At 61.3% G+C, this 16,703-nt stretch carries 11 protein-coding genes; 5 read left to right on the top strand and 6 right to left on the bottom strand.

Features of this window, described 5'->3' with window-relative positions:
- Nucleotides 1-56: 56 nt before the first annotated feature.
- Nucleotides 57-719 carry a DUF3313 domain-containing protein gene (locus tag L0U84_RS35540; RefSeq protein WP_233857370.1) on the bottom strand — a complete coding sequence of 221 codons (663 nt, stop codon included), beginning with the start codon at nucleotides 717-719 and terminating at the stop codon, nucleotides 57-59.
- A gap of 289 nt (nucleotides 720-1,008) precedes the next feature.
- On the opposite strand from L0U84_RS35540, the gene L0U84_RS35535 reads away from it, so the two are divergent.
- Nucleotides 1,009-1,608 (top strand): TetR/AcrR family transcriptional regulator, encoded by a 600-nt coding sequence (locus L0U84_RS35535; RefSeq protein WP_233857368.1) that lies wholly within the window; start codon nucleotides 1,009-1,011, stop codon nucleotides 1,606-1,608.
- A 39-nt stretch (nucleotides 1,609-1,647) separates the two neighbouring features.
- Here L0U84_RS35535 and L0U84_RS35530 read toward each other — a convergent pair whose 3' ends face one another.
- Together L0U84_RS35530 and metE are read right to left on the bottom strand one after the other, a co-directional pair.
- Nucleotides 1,648-2,775, bottom strand: a complete 1,128-nt coding sequence (locus tag L0U84_RS35530; RefSeq protein WP_233857366.1) for an aldo/keto reductase — start codon at nucleotides 2,773-2,775, stop codon at nucleotides 1,648-1,650.
- A 292-nt stretch (nucleotides 2,776-3,067) separates the two neighbouring features.
- Nucleotides 3,068-5,359 carry a 5-methyltetrahydropteroyltriglutamate--homocysteine S-methyltransferase gene (gene metE, locus L0U84_RS35525; RefSeq protein WP_233857364.1) on the bottom strand — a complete coding sequence of 764 codons (2,292 nt, stop codon included), beginning with the start codon at nucleotides 5,357-5,359 and terminating at the stop codon, nucleotides 3,068-3,070.
- Nucleotides 5,360-5,470: 111 nt separating this feature from the next.
- Between metE and L0U84_RS35520 the strand changes: the two genes are divergently transcribed.
- The gene (locus tag L0U84_RS35520; RefSeq protein WP_233857356.1) at nucleotides 5,471-6,379 is read left to right on the top strand and encodes a LysR family transcriptional regulator; all 909 of its coding nucleotides are present in this window, start codon (nucleotides 5,471-5,473) and stop codon (nucleotides 6,377-6,379) included.
- A 275-nt stretch (nucleotides 6,380-6,654) separates the two neighbouring features.
- Nucleotides 6,655-7,371 carry a hypothetical protein gene (locus L0U84_RS35515; protein WP_233857354.1) on the top strand — a complete coding sequence of 239 codons (717 nt, stop codon included), beginning with the start codon at nucleotides 6,655-6,657 and terminating at the stop codon, nucleotides 7,369-7,371.
- Between the two features lie 186 nt (nucleotides 7,372-7,557).
- Here the strand turns inward: L0U84_RS35515 and L0U84_RS35510 are convergent, their stop codons facing one another.
- Nucleotides 7,558-9,177 (bottom strand): PqiB family protein, encoded by a 1,620-nt coding sequence (locus L0U84_RS35510; RefSeq protein ID WP_233857352.1) that lies wholly within the window; start codon nucleotides 9,175-9,177, stop codon nucleotides 7,558-7,560.
- Complete coding sequence (locus L0U84_RS35505; protein WP_233857350.1) at nucleotides 9,152-10,441, bottom strand: paraquat-inducible protein A; 1,290 nt, start codon at nucleotides 10,439-10,441, stop codon at nucleotides 9,152-9,154. Before L0U84_RS35505 ends, L0U84_RS35510 begins: the two co-directional genes overlap by 26 nt.
- A 732-nt stretch (nucleotides 10,442-11,173) precedes the next feature.
- On the opposite strand from L0U84_RS35505, the gene L0U84_RS35500 reads away from it, so the two are divergent.
- On the top strand, nucleotides 11,174-11,758 hold the full coding sequence (locus L0U84_RS35500; RefSeq protein WP_233857348.1) for a helix-turn-helix domain-containing protein: 585 nt from the start codon (nucleotides 11,174-11,176) through the stop codon (nucleotides 11,756-11,758).
- Nucleotides 11,759-12,023: 265 nt separating this feature from the next.
- Nucleotides 12,024-12,281, top strand: a complete 258-nt coding sequence (locus L0U84_RS35495; RefSeq protein WP_233857347.1) for a hypothetical protein — start codon at nucleotides 12,024-12,026, stop codon at nucleotides 12,279-12,281.
- Between the two features lie 276 nt (nucleotides 12,282-12,557).
- Here the strand turns inward: L0U84_RS35495 and L0U84_RS35490 are convergent, their stop codons facing one another.
- On the bottom strand, nucleotides 12,558-16,640 hold the full coding sequence (locus tag L0U84_RS35490; protein WP_233857345.1) for a CheR family methyltransferase: 4,083 nt from the start codon (nucleotides 16,638-16,640) through the stop codon (nucleotides 12,558-12,560).
- Nucleotides 16,641-16,703 lie beyond the last annotated feature (63 nt).

The raw sequence follows: 16,703 nt of genomic DNA, 5'->3' as shown, positions 1-16,703 counted from the left end.
TTGGAAGTCTGAGCAGAGACAGGAATCACAGCACGCGATCCTGTCGGTCGAGAAATTCAGTGGAGTTGACTTACAAGCGCATCGGCACCCTTGTCCAGGCCGGTTCTCGCTGCGCTCAGAGAGCCGAAGGCAGCCGGGAGATTCATTGCATTCGGGTACTGCTTCGAGACGTAGGCTTTCAGCAGTTTGCCGCTGCTGCTGTCATAGATTTCCACGGCGTAAGAGACCGACCCACTGAACGCGCCCTGTCCTCCGCGGACAGCCTGAACACCGTTATAGAGATTGCCCGCGATGTCGAAATGCATGACCTGACCGACAATCGGCGTCGTTTTTTCCGCACCGGTCAGCGTGAGCTTGACCCGCAGCGTGTTCGGGCCGACCTGCTTCGCAACGTCGAACCGTTTCGACAGTTTCTTCGCGAAAGTCTCTGCCATGTAGTTGGCCAACTCGGTCCGGTCATCGTTTTTCATGTCGCCGAACTGGTTGTCGGCGCCCTGATAGACGGCAACAGGATCCAGCACGACTTGCGTGTATCGCGACCAGACGACGGGCTCCACGTACTTGTAGGGCATGTGGCTCGAATCGTCATCCCGGTTCTGCTTCAATTGCGACGACGATGAAATAGCCGTGTAGGGGACAGGCTGTACACCGGCGCATGCCGCGAGAGATAACGCCGCTGTGACGGGAAGAAGAAGCGCGACGAGTTTGTGCTTGAACATACTGTGTTCCTTGAAGAGGTGGCTGCGGGGCCGGCCCAGGATTGAGCGAGAACCGATGAGGTCGAACAGTAGCATCGTCTAAATCGAATGTAAACCGTCTACCCGGTTTGTTTTTACGTCACTCGAGGCGGTACAATTCCGCGAAGTACGGCGACTGTCCCCTTGCGGTAACGGGTTGGGGGGCGTTTGCCGTCACGCATTCGCCACGCCGGGTGCCCGCCAAACACCATCACGATGCGACCGCAATCGGGCAAGCACCGCCCCTGCCGCAACGTCATTAATATCGACAATGGACAACCAGACCCGCTCGGAGATATCCCGCAAGAAAGCAATCCATGCCGCTCTCGCCATCCTGACCCGGGACGGAGTGGGCGGACTGACTTTCGACTCTTTGTCGCGCGAAAGCGGCATCAGCAAGGGTGGACTATTGCATCAGTTCCGCACCAGGCAAGGCGTGCTTGGCGCGTTACTCGAGTATCAACGGCAACAGTTCGAGCAGATTGCGCGTGACTATGTTGCGAAGGAGGGAGCGTCGAAAGCCGAGCCGACCCTTGCGGCCCAGATCGCCATCTACCGGGAATCCGTCAATCAGCCGCACTCCGTGGCAAGGGCCGTGCTCGCCGCGCTTATCGAGAGTCCAAACCTGCTGGATGAAATGAAGACGTCGGACGACGCGAAAATGAAGGCGTTGCACGACGAGGCGACAGACCCGGATTTGGCGCTGCTGCGCTATTTCGCCGCCAGCGGGCTCGCGTTTCACTCTCTGCTGGGCATGTCGCCTTTGGATGATACGGCCCGCAATCGTCTGTTCGACCGGCTCCTTGATGAAGAGAAATGGCATGGTCAGGGCGGCGCGAAGGGAACACGTCGCAAACGATCTGCCGGATGAACCGGCCGTGGCCGTCGTGTCCGGCGCGCAGCGTGCTGCTCACTTCGCCGTAGGCCGCGGCGCCGGCACTCGCTGAAAGTCGGCATGGTTCGGCGGTTGTGCGGCCACCTCGACCTGTCCGTGAATGCGTGCCTGATGACCATCCGCGAACATGTAGTACGGGAACGGGTGGGGCGGCTCCGAGGCCGCGTCGAGTCTGGCAATCAAGTCGGGCGCCAGCACGAAGTCGAGTGCGCCGAGCGACTGTTCGAGCTGCGCCGCCTTCGTCGCGCCGACGACGATGCTCGCGACCCCGCGTTTCTGATACAGCCAGTTCAGGGCGACCTGGGCCATAGGCCGATTCGCAGCGTGCGCGACTGCCTCGAGCTCAGCGACAATCGAAAAGTTGCGCGCAGATAGCTTGTCGAAGCCGGGCGGAGGCGTAGTACCTAGCGTCTGCAGGCGACCACTGCCCGTTACAGCGGTCTGATTTTGGGCGTCTTGCGACGGACGGTATTTGCCCGACAGCACGCCCATACCAAGCGGGCTCCACGCCACGAGCCCCATGCCGAGGTTTGTGGCGAGGTCGGCGAACTCGTGTTCCGCGTTGCGTTCTATCATGGAGTATTCCAACTGCATGGCAGCGACCGGTTCGAAGCCGCGCCAGTCCGCGAGCGTCTGCGCCCGACCCGCATACCACGCTGGCACATCGGAGAGGCCGACGTAACGGATCTTGCCAGCGCTCACGGCGTCGTCCATGGCGCGCATCACTTCGTCGGCGGGCGTCATGCGGTCCCACGTGTGCAGGTAATAGAGATCGATGTAGTCTGTGCCGAGCCGCCTGAGTGAGCCTTCGAGTGCCCGAAGCAGGTTCTTCCGATGGTTGCCGCCTGCATTCGGATTGCCGGGCTGCGCGTTGTACGAGTACTTCGTCGCGATCACGAGCCGCTCCCGCATCGCGCGCGCTGCTGCGAACCTGCCGACCCATTGCTCGCTCGTGCCTTCCGTGTAAAGGTCGGCCGTGTCAATGAAGTTACCGCCTGCGTCGACGTAGAGATCGAAGAGCTGCTGCGCCGTTGCTTCGTCGGCGCCCCAGCCCCATTCGGTGCCGAAAGTCATCGTGCCGAGTGATATCGGGCTCACGCGCAGGCCGGAACGACCGAGCAGGGTATAGCGATCGAGCGCCATGACTGTCTCCTCTGGGGCTAGGTAAGCGACACCTTGTCATGCGCGCGCGTTTCCGCGCGCATTTCTTGCGGTTAGATCGGCTTCACCTGAAAGAGGTTGCACTTCGGGGAGTAGTCAGGCGCAATGTGTGGAGGCGCACGGCAACATTCTTGTCCGCTATCTGCCCACCTGCAATCCGCATGCCTGGTCCGCCGTCTGCGATACGCGCGTACTGCACGGCTGGATGATGGATCTTTCCAAAACGTGATCGGTGCGAATGCGCGCCGCGGTAACGCGACGCGGATCGCAACGGTCAGACCGGCTGGCGCAGCGTTTTCGCGGCCGCAACCATGTTGGTCAGCGCCGGAATCACTTCGGCCCACGCACGGGTTTTCAGGCCGCAGTCCGGATTGACCCAAAGGCGCTCAGCCGGAATGCGCTCGGCTGCCTTCTTCATCAGGTTCACGATGTGTTCCTGGCTCGGGATGTTCGGCGAGTGGATGTCATACACGCCCGGGCCGATCTCATTCGGATACTTGAAGTTGTCGAATGCATCGAGCAGTTCCATGTCGGAGCGCGACGTTTCAATCGTGATCACGTCGGCATCCATATCGGCGATCGACGCGATGATATCGTTGAACTCCGAGTAGCACATATGCGTATGAATCTGCGTTTCGTCCTGCACGCCGTTCGCCGTGATGCGGAACGATTCCACCGCCCATTGCAGGTATTCGTTCCATTGCGCACGACGCAGCGGGAGACCTTCGCGCAGCGCGGCTTCGTCGATCTGGATCACGCGCACACCGGCCTTTTCCAGATCGAGCACTTCTTCGCGGATCGCCAGCGCGAGCTGGTAGCACGACACCGAACGCGGCTGGTCATCACGCACGAACGACCAGTTCAGGATCGTGACGGGGCCGGTCAGCATGGCCTTCATGGGCTTCGTCGTTTGCGACTGCGCGTAGCTGATCCACTCGACCGTCATTGCCTTCGGACGGCTGATGTCGCCGAACAGGATAGGCGGCTTCACGCAACGTGAGCCGTACGACTGCACCCAGCCGTACTGGCTGAACGCGTAGCCGTCGAGCTGCTCGCCGAAATATTCGACCATGTCGTTACGTTCCGCTTCGCCGTGGACGAGCACGTCGAGGCCGAGTGCTTCCTGCTCATTCACGGCGCGGGTGATTTCCTGCTCCATCGCTGCCTTGTAGCCGGCCTGATCGAGATTGCCGGCCTTGAACTGGCTGCGTGCGTGGCGAATTTCGCTGGTCTGCGGGAACGAACCGATCGTCGTAGTCGGGAATGCCGGTAGATTCAGAATTGCGGACTGCTTTTCCGCGCGTTGCGGATAGGCGCTTGCGCGCTTGCCGAGCGACGCATCGACGCGCGCAATCGCCGCCTTGACGGCGGGGTTGTGCACGCGCGGCGAGGTGCGGCGGCTCTCGATGGCTTTCGCGTTAGCTGCGAGCGCGTCGGCGACCGAAGCGCGGCCATGGTTCAGTGCGCCGGACAGCACGGTCAGTTCATCGAGCTTTTGCAGCGCGAATGCGAGCCACGATTTGATTTCCGCGTCGAGCTTCTGCTCGCTGTTCAGATCGACCGGGGTGTGCAGCAATGAGCACGACGGTGCAATCCACAAACGATCGCCGAGCGTGCGATAGAGCGGCTCGAGCCACTCCAGCGCTGCGGTCAGATCGGTCTTCCAGATGTTGCGGCCATTGATCGCGCCGACCGAGACGACCGAAGTCGCGGGCAATTGTGCGACGGCCTTCACAATCTCATCGCGGGCATTGATCGCGTCGATGTGAAGACCATCGACAGACAGCTTGCATGCGAGTTCGAGGTTGTCCTGCAACGGGCCGAAATAGGTGGCGAGCAGCAGCTTGACGCGGCGCTCCGACAGCGCTTCATACGCGGTACGGAATGCCTGACGCCACGTTGCGTCGAGTTCGGTCACGAGCACTGGTTCGTCGATCTGCACCCAGTCGATCCCCTGCGCGGTGAAGTAGTCGAGCAGTGCAGCATAGACAGGTAGCAGACGCGGCAGCAGCGCGAGCTTGTCCGAATCGTCCTTCGCCTTGCCAAGCCACAGATAGGTGACCGGGCCGATGATCACGGGCTTCGCTGTGACGCCCAGCGCGCGTGCCTGGTTGAGCTGTTCGAGCAGACGCGACGGATCGAGCGAGAACTGCGTGTTCGCGTCGAATTCGGGGACGATGTAGTGATAGTTCGTATCGAACCACTTCGTCATCTCGCCGGCGGCCACACCACCGCAACATGCGCTGTGATCCTCGACACCTTGTGCCGAACGACCGCGCGCGACACGGAAATAGTTGTCGAGTACATCGCCGTGGAAACCACGCACCCGTTTGGGCAGGTTGCCGAGCGTGAAGCTCATGTCGAGCACCTGGTCGTAAAACGCGAAGTCGCCGACCGGCGCGAAATCCAGACCTGCCTGGTCTTTCCAGTGACGCTCGCGAAGCTGTGCGCCGACGGCTTTAAGTTCGTCGCGCGACGACTCGCTTTTCCAGTATTTTTCGAGCGCGAATTTCAGTTCGCGTTTGGCGCCGATGCGCGGAAAGCCCAGATTGTGCGTAGTGACCATGTTTCGGGTGTCGTCCAGAGAGAGTGACTGGAAGCGATGATAGAATTTTCCGTGTATGAATAAAAATGGATTTATTTCATACAAGGATCAATTTTGTTCATGGAGTGTGGAATGTTGGAGCGCAGTCACCTGATGGTCGTGCGTGAGGTAGAGCGTCTAGGGTCACTTACCGCGGCCGCGGGTACGCTCAACCTCACGCAATCGGCTCTAAGCCACGCGGTGAAAAAGCTGGAACAGCACCTGGGCACGCCGGTATGGACGCGCGAGGGCCGCTCGATGCGGCTCACGCAGGCGGGGCAGTACCTGCTTGGACTTGCGAATCGTATGCTGCCGCAGTTTGAGCTTGCCGAAGAACGCATGAAACAGTACGCGCAAGGTGAGCGCGGAACGCTGCGCATCGGGATGGAATGTCACCCGTGCTATCAGTGGCTGCTTAAGGTGGTCTCGCCGTATCTCGCGCAATGGCCTGACGTCGATGTCGACGTGAAGCAGCGCTTCCAGTTTGGCGGCATTGGCGCGCTGATCGGCTACGAAATCGACGTGCTCGTCACGCCCGATCCGCTGAAGAGGCCCGAGTTGCGCTTCCAGCCGGTGTTCGACTATGAACAGGTGCTGGTCGTCGCCGATGCGCATGCGCTGGCACACGAACCATTCGTCAAGCCCGAACAACTCGCGAGCGAAGTGCTGATCACCTATCCCGTGGAAACCGACCGGCTCGACATTTACACGCAATTTCTGACGCCGGCCAATGTCGTGCCACGACGCCACAAGGTGATCGAGACGACGGACATCATGCTGCAGATGGTCGCGAGCGGTCGGGGCGTTGCGGCGCTGCCGCGCTGGCTCGCTGAAGAGTACGCGGACTGGATGCCGCTCATCCCGCTTCAACTCGGCAAGAAGGGCATCGCCAAGCGGATTTTTCTGGGCACCCGCAAGGCCGATGACGAGATCGAATATCTGGCGGCGTTCGTAAAGGCGGCGCGTGAGCCGGAATGGACCGCGGCGAAGTTGCGTCGATAGTGTTGCCGCTGGGGCAAAATGCCCCGCGAACAAGCCTGCATGTGGTTTACTCGATCGATCGCGAGTCGTTGGAAGACCTCGCTTCGGGGCGAGATCATTTCGCGCTGGGTTTTTCGGATGAGACGGAGCTCGTAACGGTCCTCACAGCTGTTTCATGGTCCAGAAATTGTCGACTCATTAGATCGATCCCTATCAAGACTTCAAGTTGGCCGCTGCTTGCGCTGGCATGAACAATGTACCCACACGGATCACGGCAGGTACGGAGGACGCTGAACATGAATCCCTCAACGAAGGACTCGCGACTTCAGTGGATCGACCCGGGCAAGCAGTTGAGAGCCCCCCGCGCGGCGGCAGTCGCCGGCATCTTATTTTCCTTGCTACTGATTACCGGCCTTCTGATGCTGCGGCATGCTGTTCCGGTTGGTCCTATAGAAGCGGGCCAGTGGCTTCGAGAAAGCTCGGGTACGGTAACTGTGGCGCTCAATATGGTGCCCTTTGCTGGCATTGCCTTTCTCTGGTTCATTGGCGTGCTGCGGGACCGTCTCGGAGACTACGAGGATCGCTTCTTCGCTACGGTGTTCCTGGGGAGTGGCCTCCTGTTCCTGGCGATGTTGTTTACCGCTGCCGCATTCTTCGGAGGGATTGTGGCCGCGTACCGCGTTGGGTTCGAACGACTTCCCGGTTCGGTCACGTTCACCGTCGCTCGGGAGTTTGCCTACGAAGCCATGAATACTTACGCGGTCCGCATGGCCGCGGTATTCACGATGGCCACCAGTACACTTGCTCTTCATACTGGCTTTGTTTCGCGCTGGATTGCGTATATTGGATACGCCACGGCGCTCGCGTTGCTCCTGGCTGGCCGCTACATAGATTGGATTGTGCTTGTTTTTCCGATCTGGATTCTCGTTCTCAGCCTGCACATCCTGGTCGACAATTTCGGCATATTGCCGAAGGTGGACAGGAGTGGTTCTGACAGGAAAGACGACGCTTGAATCGTTGATCCGGGCGGGGGCTGGCGGGCAGCCTGATTCCCCTGACTCGGGGGCTCAGGATGGGCAATTTGTAGCTCGAATGTGTCGCGTCCGGCTTCAGTCGTTAGAAGCTGGACGAGGGTGAACTACCACAGCCAACAAGCGACACAGTCAACAAGACAAGAACGAACGGTACAAGGACGCGTGTCACGGGTGGGTCTCCTTCTGCTTGCCGCGAATCAACGCTTCCGGATGCTGCTCCAGATAATCGGCAAGCGTCCGGAACGCCGTCGCTGTGCGCGAAAGCTCCTCTACCACGTTGTCCGCGTTCTGCTGCAAGGGCGAGTCCGGCTGCAGTACATTGTTGGCCGAGTCTAGCGCCGCGTGGGCCGAGGCGAGTGCGTCGTGCGCCTGCGGGACGACCTGGGCGTCGAGATGATTGAGCAGCGTCTCCGCACTCGACAGCGTGTGTTGCGTGTTCTTTCCAATCGCCGAAAACGGGATCGTGTTCAGCTTCGCTATGAGTTCTGTGACGTTGTCCTCGATCCGTTGCAGGTTACCGGGTATGGTAGGCAGCTCTGGAGGCGATGACGCCCAGTTGACAGTGGCTTTGGGCGCGTCGGGAAAGAAGTCGACGGCAAGGTACAGTTGCCCAGTCAACAGGTTGCCGGTCCTAAGCTGAAAACGCAGCCCCCTCGCGACGAGGTGATCCGCGAGTTCGTGATCTTTGTTCAGGAGGGCGCCGGGAGTGGCGCCCGTGGGATTCTTAAAGCGGGCCGTGAAGAGCTCTGGATAGAAATCCACTTCCACTGGAATGGTGAGTCTCTCCGTTTTGGGATCAAAACGTGTATTGATCGCTGTCACTTCTCCGATCACAATGCCACGGAATTCGATTGGCGCGCCCACGGTCAATCCACGGACCGATTCCGTGAAGTTCGCAACGTACTTGTCGATGACGTGATAGTGCGCCTTCATTGCGCCAGCCCGATCCGCAAACAGCGTAAAGGTTGCATCGTTCGCAGCGACGGCCTCATCGGCCGCGCCCGGCGGAGACTCGAATGCCACGCCGCCAATCATGATCGACACGAGCGACTGTGTGTTCACCTCGAAGCCATTGGCCCCGAGTGTCATGTCGACACCGCTCGCGTGCCAGAAGCGTGTATCCGCAAGAACGAACCTGTCGTACGGCGCGTTGATATATACGCGCAGCGTCACACCGTGTCCGTCAGGATCGAGCTTGTAGCCGGATATCTGCCCGACCTGCAGTCGTCGGAAAAATACCGGCGTGCCGACATCGAGCGAGCCCATATTGGTGCTCTTCAGGACGAATTCGCGCCCCGGCACATCACTCGTGATCACCGGCGGGACTTCGAGACCGACGAAGTCGCGCCGTGCCGTTTTCGATTTTCCAACGTCCATCTCAACGTAGGACCCGGACAGAAGCGTGCCGATCCCGGACACTGTCCCGCCGGATATGCGTGGGCGCACGACCCAGAAGCGTGTATCGTCGACGAGCAGTTTCGTCGCATTCTTGTTGATGTCCGCGGACGCGATGACTCGCGTGCTATCGGGGGTCAACGTTACGGTCTTGATGACCCCGATGTCGACGTTTTTGAGCTTGATTTTCGTCTTGCCCGCCTCGATACCGTCAGCGGTTGCAAAGCCGATCGTAATCGTTGGCCCTTTTTCAATAACCGCCTTGACAGCAAGCCACCCGCCAATCAGAACCGCGATGATGGGTACGAGCCACACCACTTGCAGCCGCCAGCGCGATCGCGGCACAGGCTCCGCGTCGGGGAAATCAGGCTTTTTCTCCAGTCCTGACATGATCGTGCTCCACTTCGTCCCATATCAGGCGGGGATCGAACGCCATCGCTGCGAACATCGTCAGCACAACCACTGCCCCAAATGCGATGGCCGCGTTACCGGCCTGGATCGTCGCGAGTGCCTGGAACTGCACGAGCGCGACGAGCATCGTGATCACGTAGATGTCGAGCATTGACCATCGCCCCACGAACTCGACCATCCGATAGATCCGAGTGCGCTCGACGGGGTACCAGCGCGAGTGCATCTGTGTTGAGATCGTCAAGTACCCGAGGGCGAGGATCTTGAGCATCGGCACGGCGATGCTCGCGACGAATACGACGATTGCGAGCGGCCACGATCCAGATGTCCATAGGTAGACGACGCCAGAGAGGATGGTGTCGTTCTCTGTTCCGAAGAGCGAGTTCGTGTACATCACCGGCAACATGTTGGCTGGGACATACATCACCATCGCGGCAATCAGGAAGGCCCACGTGCGCGACAGGCTTGCGGGCTTGCGCAGGTGCATGGTCGCACCACAGCGAGGACAGTGGAACGCGTGAGGATTATCCTGCGCGCTTACGAGCAGTCCGCAATCGTGACATCGTGCAAGTCCGCATTGTGCTGCGGTAATCGCACCTTGCAGCGACGCCTCGTCCAGGCTTGAGCCCGTGCCCGTGTACTGAACGGTAGTGACGCGCGACCAAAGATTGCGCGTATCGAAAGCTGAGCCGGCCGCCGCCAGCACGAACATTAATATTCCGAACGACCACAGCGCCGGACCCACAACCACACCTGCGATTGCGGACAACTTCACGAGCGCGACCAGCAAGCCGAGGATTAGCACTTCGGTCATTCCCCATGGCCCGCAGAATTGGCACAGTCGGAATATGGCCGGACCGCCCCACGGCGCGTGGTCAAACTTTAGGGGTATCAGTAGCCATAGCATACTCACGGTCTGCAAGATCGGCATCAGGACCGTGGTTACAAACACCAGCGCGGCGATCGGCCACTTTCCCTCGTCGTAAATCACGCTCACGGCGCCCAACAGCGTCGTCTCTACGACAGTCCCATTAACCGATAGACCGACAATCGGATACACGTTCGAAATGGTGAAGAGTACAACTGCCGCGAGAGAAAATGCGAGTGCGCGGTCAAAGCTGTTGGGGAGTTCACGGCACAACTTGGCCCGGCATCGCCGGCAGCGCAAACCGCCCCCTTCTGGCACGGGTACCTCCCGCTGCAGAAGATCACACTCGTGGCAGGCAATGAGCTTCCCGTGAGTCATCGCGACACCTGTGAAACGGGTTGCGAAGTCGCGGCTTGCGGTTGCGACTGGCCGCTTGCTGGCCCCGACATGGTCATCTGCTGCGCCTGGACAACCGAACTGCCGGATCAAAAGCGGCCAGATGCGCAAGGACCGGTGACGTCAGCGAACTGAATTCCTGGCGAAGATGGCCGTGTAGACGTCAGCCTGGCGCTTTGTTGTGGTCACATTTCGCGCAGCGCGGTCACCCATGGCTGTCGTGACGACGATCCAGGCTGTTCGCTATAAGTTTGGTTAGCGTTTTGGTCTAACGCAATGAGACCAAAGTCTCATTGGGATCTAAATGCGAGAAGCGTGCCCGCAGCGCTGGGCGGGCGCTCCGGAGCCTCCTGATCCGACCCGTGAAGCCAATTACCGAGAGTTGTGAAGGCACCCACGGTCGTCCCCCATATCGCTTCCAAAACCGCGGCCCTTACATGCCGCGCGTCCATCGCCCCGCTCAATGACAGTTCAATCGCGCCAATACCGCCGCCAACCGTATTGGGCGTTCAACGTGATTGATACACTTTGAAAATTCCTCCACCAGTTGTCTGCAACGCCGGCAAAAGTGTCGTAGCCAGGCGCTTGCATGCCCGCGCCGCGACGATCTCGCGCGGCGCGGACCCGGGAACGCTGGTTGCGGTTTGATCGCGATGGCCGTGGCAATCCTGGTGAAATAGCGCCGAATGGCGAATCGTGACGACGAGAGGCGACGTGGAAAAGCTACACATCTATCTGTTCGGCGCGCACGATGCGGTTCAGCACGAGCAGGCGCTGATCAGGCTCGACAAGGCCGGCTATATGGTCACGCTCGCGCGGGTCGTGGTCGAGGATCTGCCGACCTACATGCAGGGGCGCGAACGTCCCGAGTTGCAGAGTCTGATCCGACGAATCGAGCCGCGCGACACGCTCGCCGTGCTCGAACTGGCCGCGCTCGGCTGCAATGCGCGCGATATCCTCGCCACCGTGATGCAGTGCCGCAAGGCGGGTGTGGCGCTGCGTTGCGTCGAAGTCGGCCATACCGATCTGGCCGGCCGTCCCGAGCCTTCGGCGGTGAAGGCGCTGCGCGCGCTGGTGCGGCTCGACGCGGCGTGCCGCAGCCTGCGCAGCCGCGATAGTCTCGCGGCCGTTCGCGCGAGCGGCAAGCACATGGGCAGGCCGCCGTCGCTGTCCGAGCAGCAGCGTCAACGCGTGCTGCAATCGCTGGGCAGAGGGCAGTCGGTCAGCGAGGTCGCGCGGCGCTTCGGCACATCGCGCCAGACCGTGATGCGCATTCGCGCGGACATGCCCAGCGCGTAAAAATTGCCTGCCCCTTTCATTTTGCGGATCGTTTTTGCCGCATCCCTACCTGCGAAGTCCGAGCGTCGCGTTTCACCGCAGCCGCTCCGCAAAAAGCGCCAACTCCGTTCCGGCAGCCGTGCACCTATGCCTGTCCATAACACCAGCGATATGGACAGCGCATGTACTTTGCTTTGAAAGTTCACACGTCTAATCTCCACGTAAACAAACAACATTAATCTCTGAGATCCGAACCAGAGGCGCGGCGCCATGCCGTGAGTGAGCCATGAACGTAAAACGTCTGACTGTTTATGCAAGCCCGGGATCATTGCGGGTCGTCGCAGTCTGGAAAAGCCTGATCGAACATCGTGCGCAAGTGTGCGGCTGGTCCGCGCACGTGAACACCGCAGGCGGACGCGAGTCGTTGAGCGTCGATCTGGTCGATTGCCCGGCGGACCGCCTCGCAGTCATCTCGGCCGCGTTGAGCGCGGGGCCGATGACCGTTCTGACGAGCGACGCCGAGTCGACGATCCGTTCCTCCTGAATGTGCAAAGACCGGTGCGAGTCAGGATCGCAACCGAATTCCATCGTGAATGCCTGAGCTTTACCGTATGCCATAGCCCGCAAGCCCTTCGCGGCATGGCTTTTGAGCGCGGCCCCCGTGGCTGCTCTCCGGGCGGCCTTTATGGCCGCTTCTTTTTTGCGCTTCGAGAGATTCGCACGGCCGTCCACTTGCACGGTATGTCCCGCTGTTCGGGGCGGCAAGCGCGGCCGTCGGCAGGCAACGGCTAGACGCGTTGTACTGCGCCGAGCCGCGCACTCAACCGCGCAGCCGCACGACAATGCTCAGCAGGTCTTCGAGAACCACCGGCTTTTTCAGGTGCGCGTCAAAGCCTGCTTCTTCGGCCGCGCTGACGTCCGCCTGCTGGCCGAAGCCGCTGACCGCGACACAGATCACGGACTTCATAGCCGGCATGCCGCGCAGCTTGCCGATGAACTCCATACCGTCCATGCCCGGCATGCCGATGTCGGACAGGATGATATCGGGCGCGTTGCCGTCGATGATCGTCAGCGCTTCCTCGCCGCTCGTCGCGGTCCGCACTTCGGCGCCCTCCGTTTCCAGCAGCAGCTTGAAGGTTTCGACGGTCGCGGCGTCGTCGTCGACCATCAGGATGCGCGTGCCCTTCAGCGACTCGGCGGCGACTTCGATACCCGCGCTCGTGCGCGTGGCGAGCCGGTAGATGGGCAGCGTCACCGTGAACGTCGCGCCGCGGCCGAAGCCGTCCGACTCCGCGCGCACCGCGCCGCCGTGCAGATTGACCAGATCGCGCACCAGCGCGAGGCCGATGCCGAGGCCTCCGCGGCGCGAGCCCGGATCGCGGCTCTGCCGGAACATGTCGAAAATATGCGGCAGCAGCGACGCCTCGATGCCCGCGCCGGTATCGCTGATGCGCAGCACCGCCTCGGCGTGATCGTTGACCTTCAACGACACGTGAATCGAACCGCGCTGCGTGAATTTGAGCGCATTGCTGATCAGGTTCCAGACGATCTGCTCGATCCGCGTAAGGTCCGCGTGAATGATCACGGGCGCATCGGTCATCTCGGCGCTGAGCGCGATGCCGCGCTGCGCGGCATCGTCCTGCACCGCGCTGCACACACGCTGCACGATGTCGCGCATGTCCACCACGGTCCGCACGACCGACAGCTTGCCGGTGCGCACGCGCGAAATGTCGAGCAGATCGTCGATGATCTGCGCCTGGCCGATCACGGTGCGGCGGATCGTATCGGTTGCGCGCGACAGGTTCAGGTTCTGCCGCGTTTCCGGCGCGCGCGCGATCAACTCGGCGCTCGCCGAAATCAGGTTCAGCGGATGCTTGAGTTCGTGCGACACCACCGCCAGAAATTCGTCGCGGCGCCGCTGCGCTTCGCGCTCGCTCGCCGCGCGCAGCGTTTCGACGTGGGTGCCGCGCCCCGAGGTCGGGTCGGTGGCGAACTCGCCGAGATCGCGGGTAATCTTCGCAAAGCCGCTGATACCCGGTTCGTCGAGACGGGACAGCACGCCGCTCGCGAAAAAGCGCGTGCCGTCCTTGCGCAGATGCCAGCACTCCTCTTCGGCGCGGCCGTTCAGACGCGCTTCGGCGATCTCGCGCTGCGCGACGTTGGCGGCGCGGTCCTCGTCGCTGTACAGGATCTCGGCGGACTCGCCGATCATTTCGGCTTCCGAATAGCCGAAAATCCGTTCCGCGGCCGCGTTCCAGCTATTGATAATCCCGTTGTCGTCGAACGTGATGATCGCGTAGTCGCGCGTACTTTCCGCGACGATGCGCATGCGCCGCTCGCCTTCACGCAGGCGGTCTTCGGCCTGACGCCGCCCGGTGATGTCGATGAACGACAGCACCGCGCCGTCGATGCGGTCTTCGGTCGTGCGGTACGGCACGAAGCGCGCGAGATACCAGCGGCCGTCGCTGCTTTTCAGTTCGCGCTCGATCAGGCGCAGCGAGTCGAATGCTTCGGCCGCGTCGTCGGCGAGCTTGTCGTATTCGAGGCGGTGCGTGATGTCGAGGAGCGAGCGGCCGATGTCAGATGGAATGACGCTGAAGACGTCGGTTGCGCGCGGCGTATAGCGCTTGATGCAAATGTTGCGGTCGACGAAGATCGTGCCGATGTCGTTCGCGGCGATCAGGTTGTGCAGGTCGTCGTTGATCTTGCCGGTTTCCTCGACCTTCGACTTCAACTCCGCGTTGACCGTGGTCAGCTCCTCGTTGATCGATTGCAGCTCTTCCTTGCTGGTTTCGAGTTCCTCGGTCGCCGAGCGCAGTTCCTCGTTGATCGCCTGCAATTCCTCGTTCGACGCCTTCAGCTCCTCGGTCGAGGTCTCCGACTGCTCGATCGTGGCCTGCAACTGCTCCTTCGTGCGTTGCAGCTCGCGTTCGAGCTGGCTGATGATCGGATCCTTCTGAACGTCGCTCGACGCCGTTTCGGCGGTGGCCATGCTGTCTTCGACCTCGTCGAACAGCACCAGCACGAAGTCGGCGTTCGCTTCCGGATCGTGCACCGGCCGCGCGGTCATGTTGACGAAGTACGAACGGCCATCGCGCTCGATGCGCACGCGCCGCGCTTCGACGCTGCGGTTCGTGTTCAAGGCCTGATAGATCGCCGTGCGCAGTTCGAGCCGCAGTTCGGGACGCACCACGGCCACGATGTTGTGCGACGGTTCGCCGCCCGAATACTGCAGGAAGCGCCCGGCCCGATCGGACAGATGGACGATTTCGGATTCGCGGCTCACGAGCACGCTAGGCGGCGCATATTGTTCGACGAGCCGCTGATGCAGATCGCCGATCGAAAAACGCCGGCGCCCCGGCGGCTGCACGGTGGTGACGACGGGGCGCGAACTCATCGTGCCCGAAATCGCGATCGGCACCGGCGTGTCGCCGCGCACCGCCATGTTCGCGCGATAGATGCAGTTGCGCTTGTCGACCACGGTGAACATCGAGCTCACGCTGTCGGCCGATTCCGAGCTGCCGAGGAATAGCACACCGCCGGGCCGCAGCGCGAAGTGGAACATCTTCAGGATTTCGATCTGCGCTTCGCGGTCCAGATAGACCAGCAGGTTGCGGCAGCAGATCATGTCGAGTCGCGAGAACGGCGGGTCGCTGAGCACGTTATGGTGCGCGAACAGCATGTGTTCGCGCAGTTCCTTCTTGATCCGGTAATGCGCGGCGTCCTTCGTGAAGAACTGGCGGATGCGCGCCGGCGTCACATCGGCGGAAATCGAGTCCGGGTACAGACCGGTGCGCGCGAACGCAATGGCACGCTCGTCGATGTCGGTCGCGAATACCTGGAACGACAAGCCCTCAGGCGACTTCAGCGAGCGCTCCTGCAGCAGCATCGCCAGCGAATAGGCTTCCTCGCCGGTCGCGCAGCCCACCGACCACACGCGGATGCGCTCGTGTTGGCCGCGGCTTTCGAAGAGGGGCGGCAACACTTCGCGCTCGAGCCCGTCGAACGCTTCCTTGTCGCGGAAGAAATTGGTGACGCTGATCAGCATGTCCTGCAGCAGCGCCTGGGTTTCTTCGGCATGCAGATGCAGATAGTCGCGGTACGCGTGCAGGTCGGGAATGCCGTTGACCTGCAGCCGGCGTTCGATGCGGCGCAGAACCGTAGCGCGTTTGTAATGGCGGAAGTCATGCGCGGTGCGGGTGCGCAGGATCACCATGATTTCGCGCAGGGCGCGCTCGGCCGCCTCGTTGATCGGGTCTTCCTCGGGCTCGTCCGGCTGGGCGGCCGGCAAATGGATTTCCCGCGCGGTGGACCACAGATCGAGCAGCCGTTGCGGCATTTCGGCCGCGGTCATCACGAAGTCGGCCATGCCGGTCGCGATCGCGCTGCGCGGCATGCTGTCGTATTCGGCCTCGCTCGGGTCCTGTACCAGCGTGATACCGCCCATTTCCTTGATACGCGAAAGCCCGACCGAGCCGTCGGAGCCCGCGCCCGACATCACGATGCCGATCGCGCGCTCGCGGTGCGCCTCGGCGAGCGTGCGGAAGAACAGATCGATGCTCGCGCGGCATCCTTCCGCGGGCGGCTTCTGCGTGACGCGCAGGTAGCCGTCGATCATGATCATTTCGAACGAGGGCGCGACCAGATAGACGTGGTCGGATTCGATCTGTGTGGGGCCCGTGACCTGTAGCACGGGCATGCTGGTAACTTTCTGCAGAAGCGAGGCGAGATTGCTCTCGTGATCCGGCGACAGGTGAACGACCACCACGAAGGCCATCGACGTATGCGCGGGCAGCGCCTCGAAGAATTCCGTCAGCGCGTTAAGTCCCCCTGCCGATGCGCCGATACCGACGATCGGATAGAGTGCCTGGCAAGGCAGAGTCTGCCCTCGCTTTTTTGGCATGGCTGCGTGTCCCTTCATGGGAAAGGATAGTGTCCAGCGGTGGATTTTTATAGGGCGGCGAGC

Source organism: Paraburkholderia sp. HD33-4, assembly GCF_021390635.1.
Taxonomy (GTDB): Bacteria; Pseudomonadota; Gammaproteobacteria; order Burkholderiales; family Burkholderiaceae; genus Paraburkholderia.
This window is presented reverse-complemented; position numbering and strand designations above follow the sequence as displayed.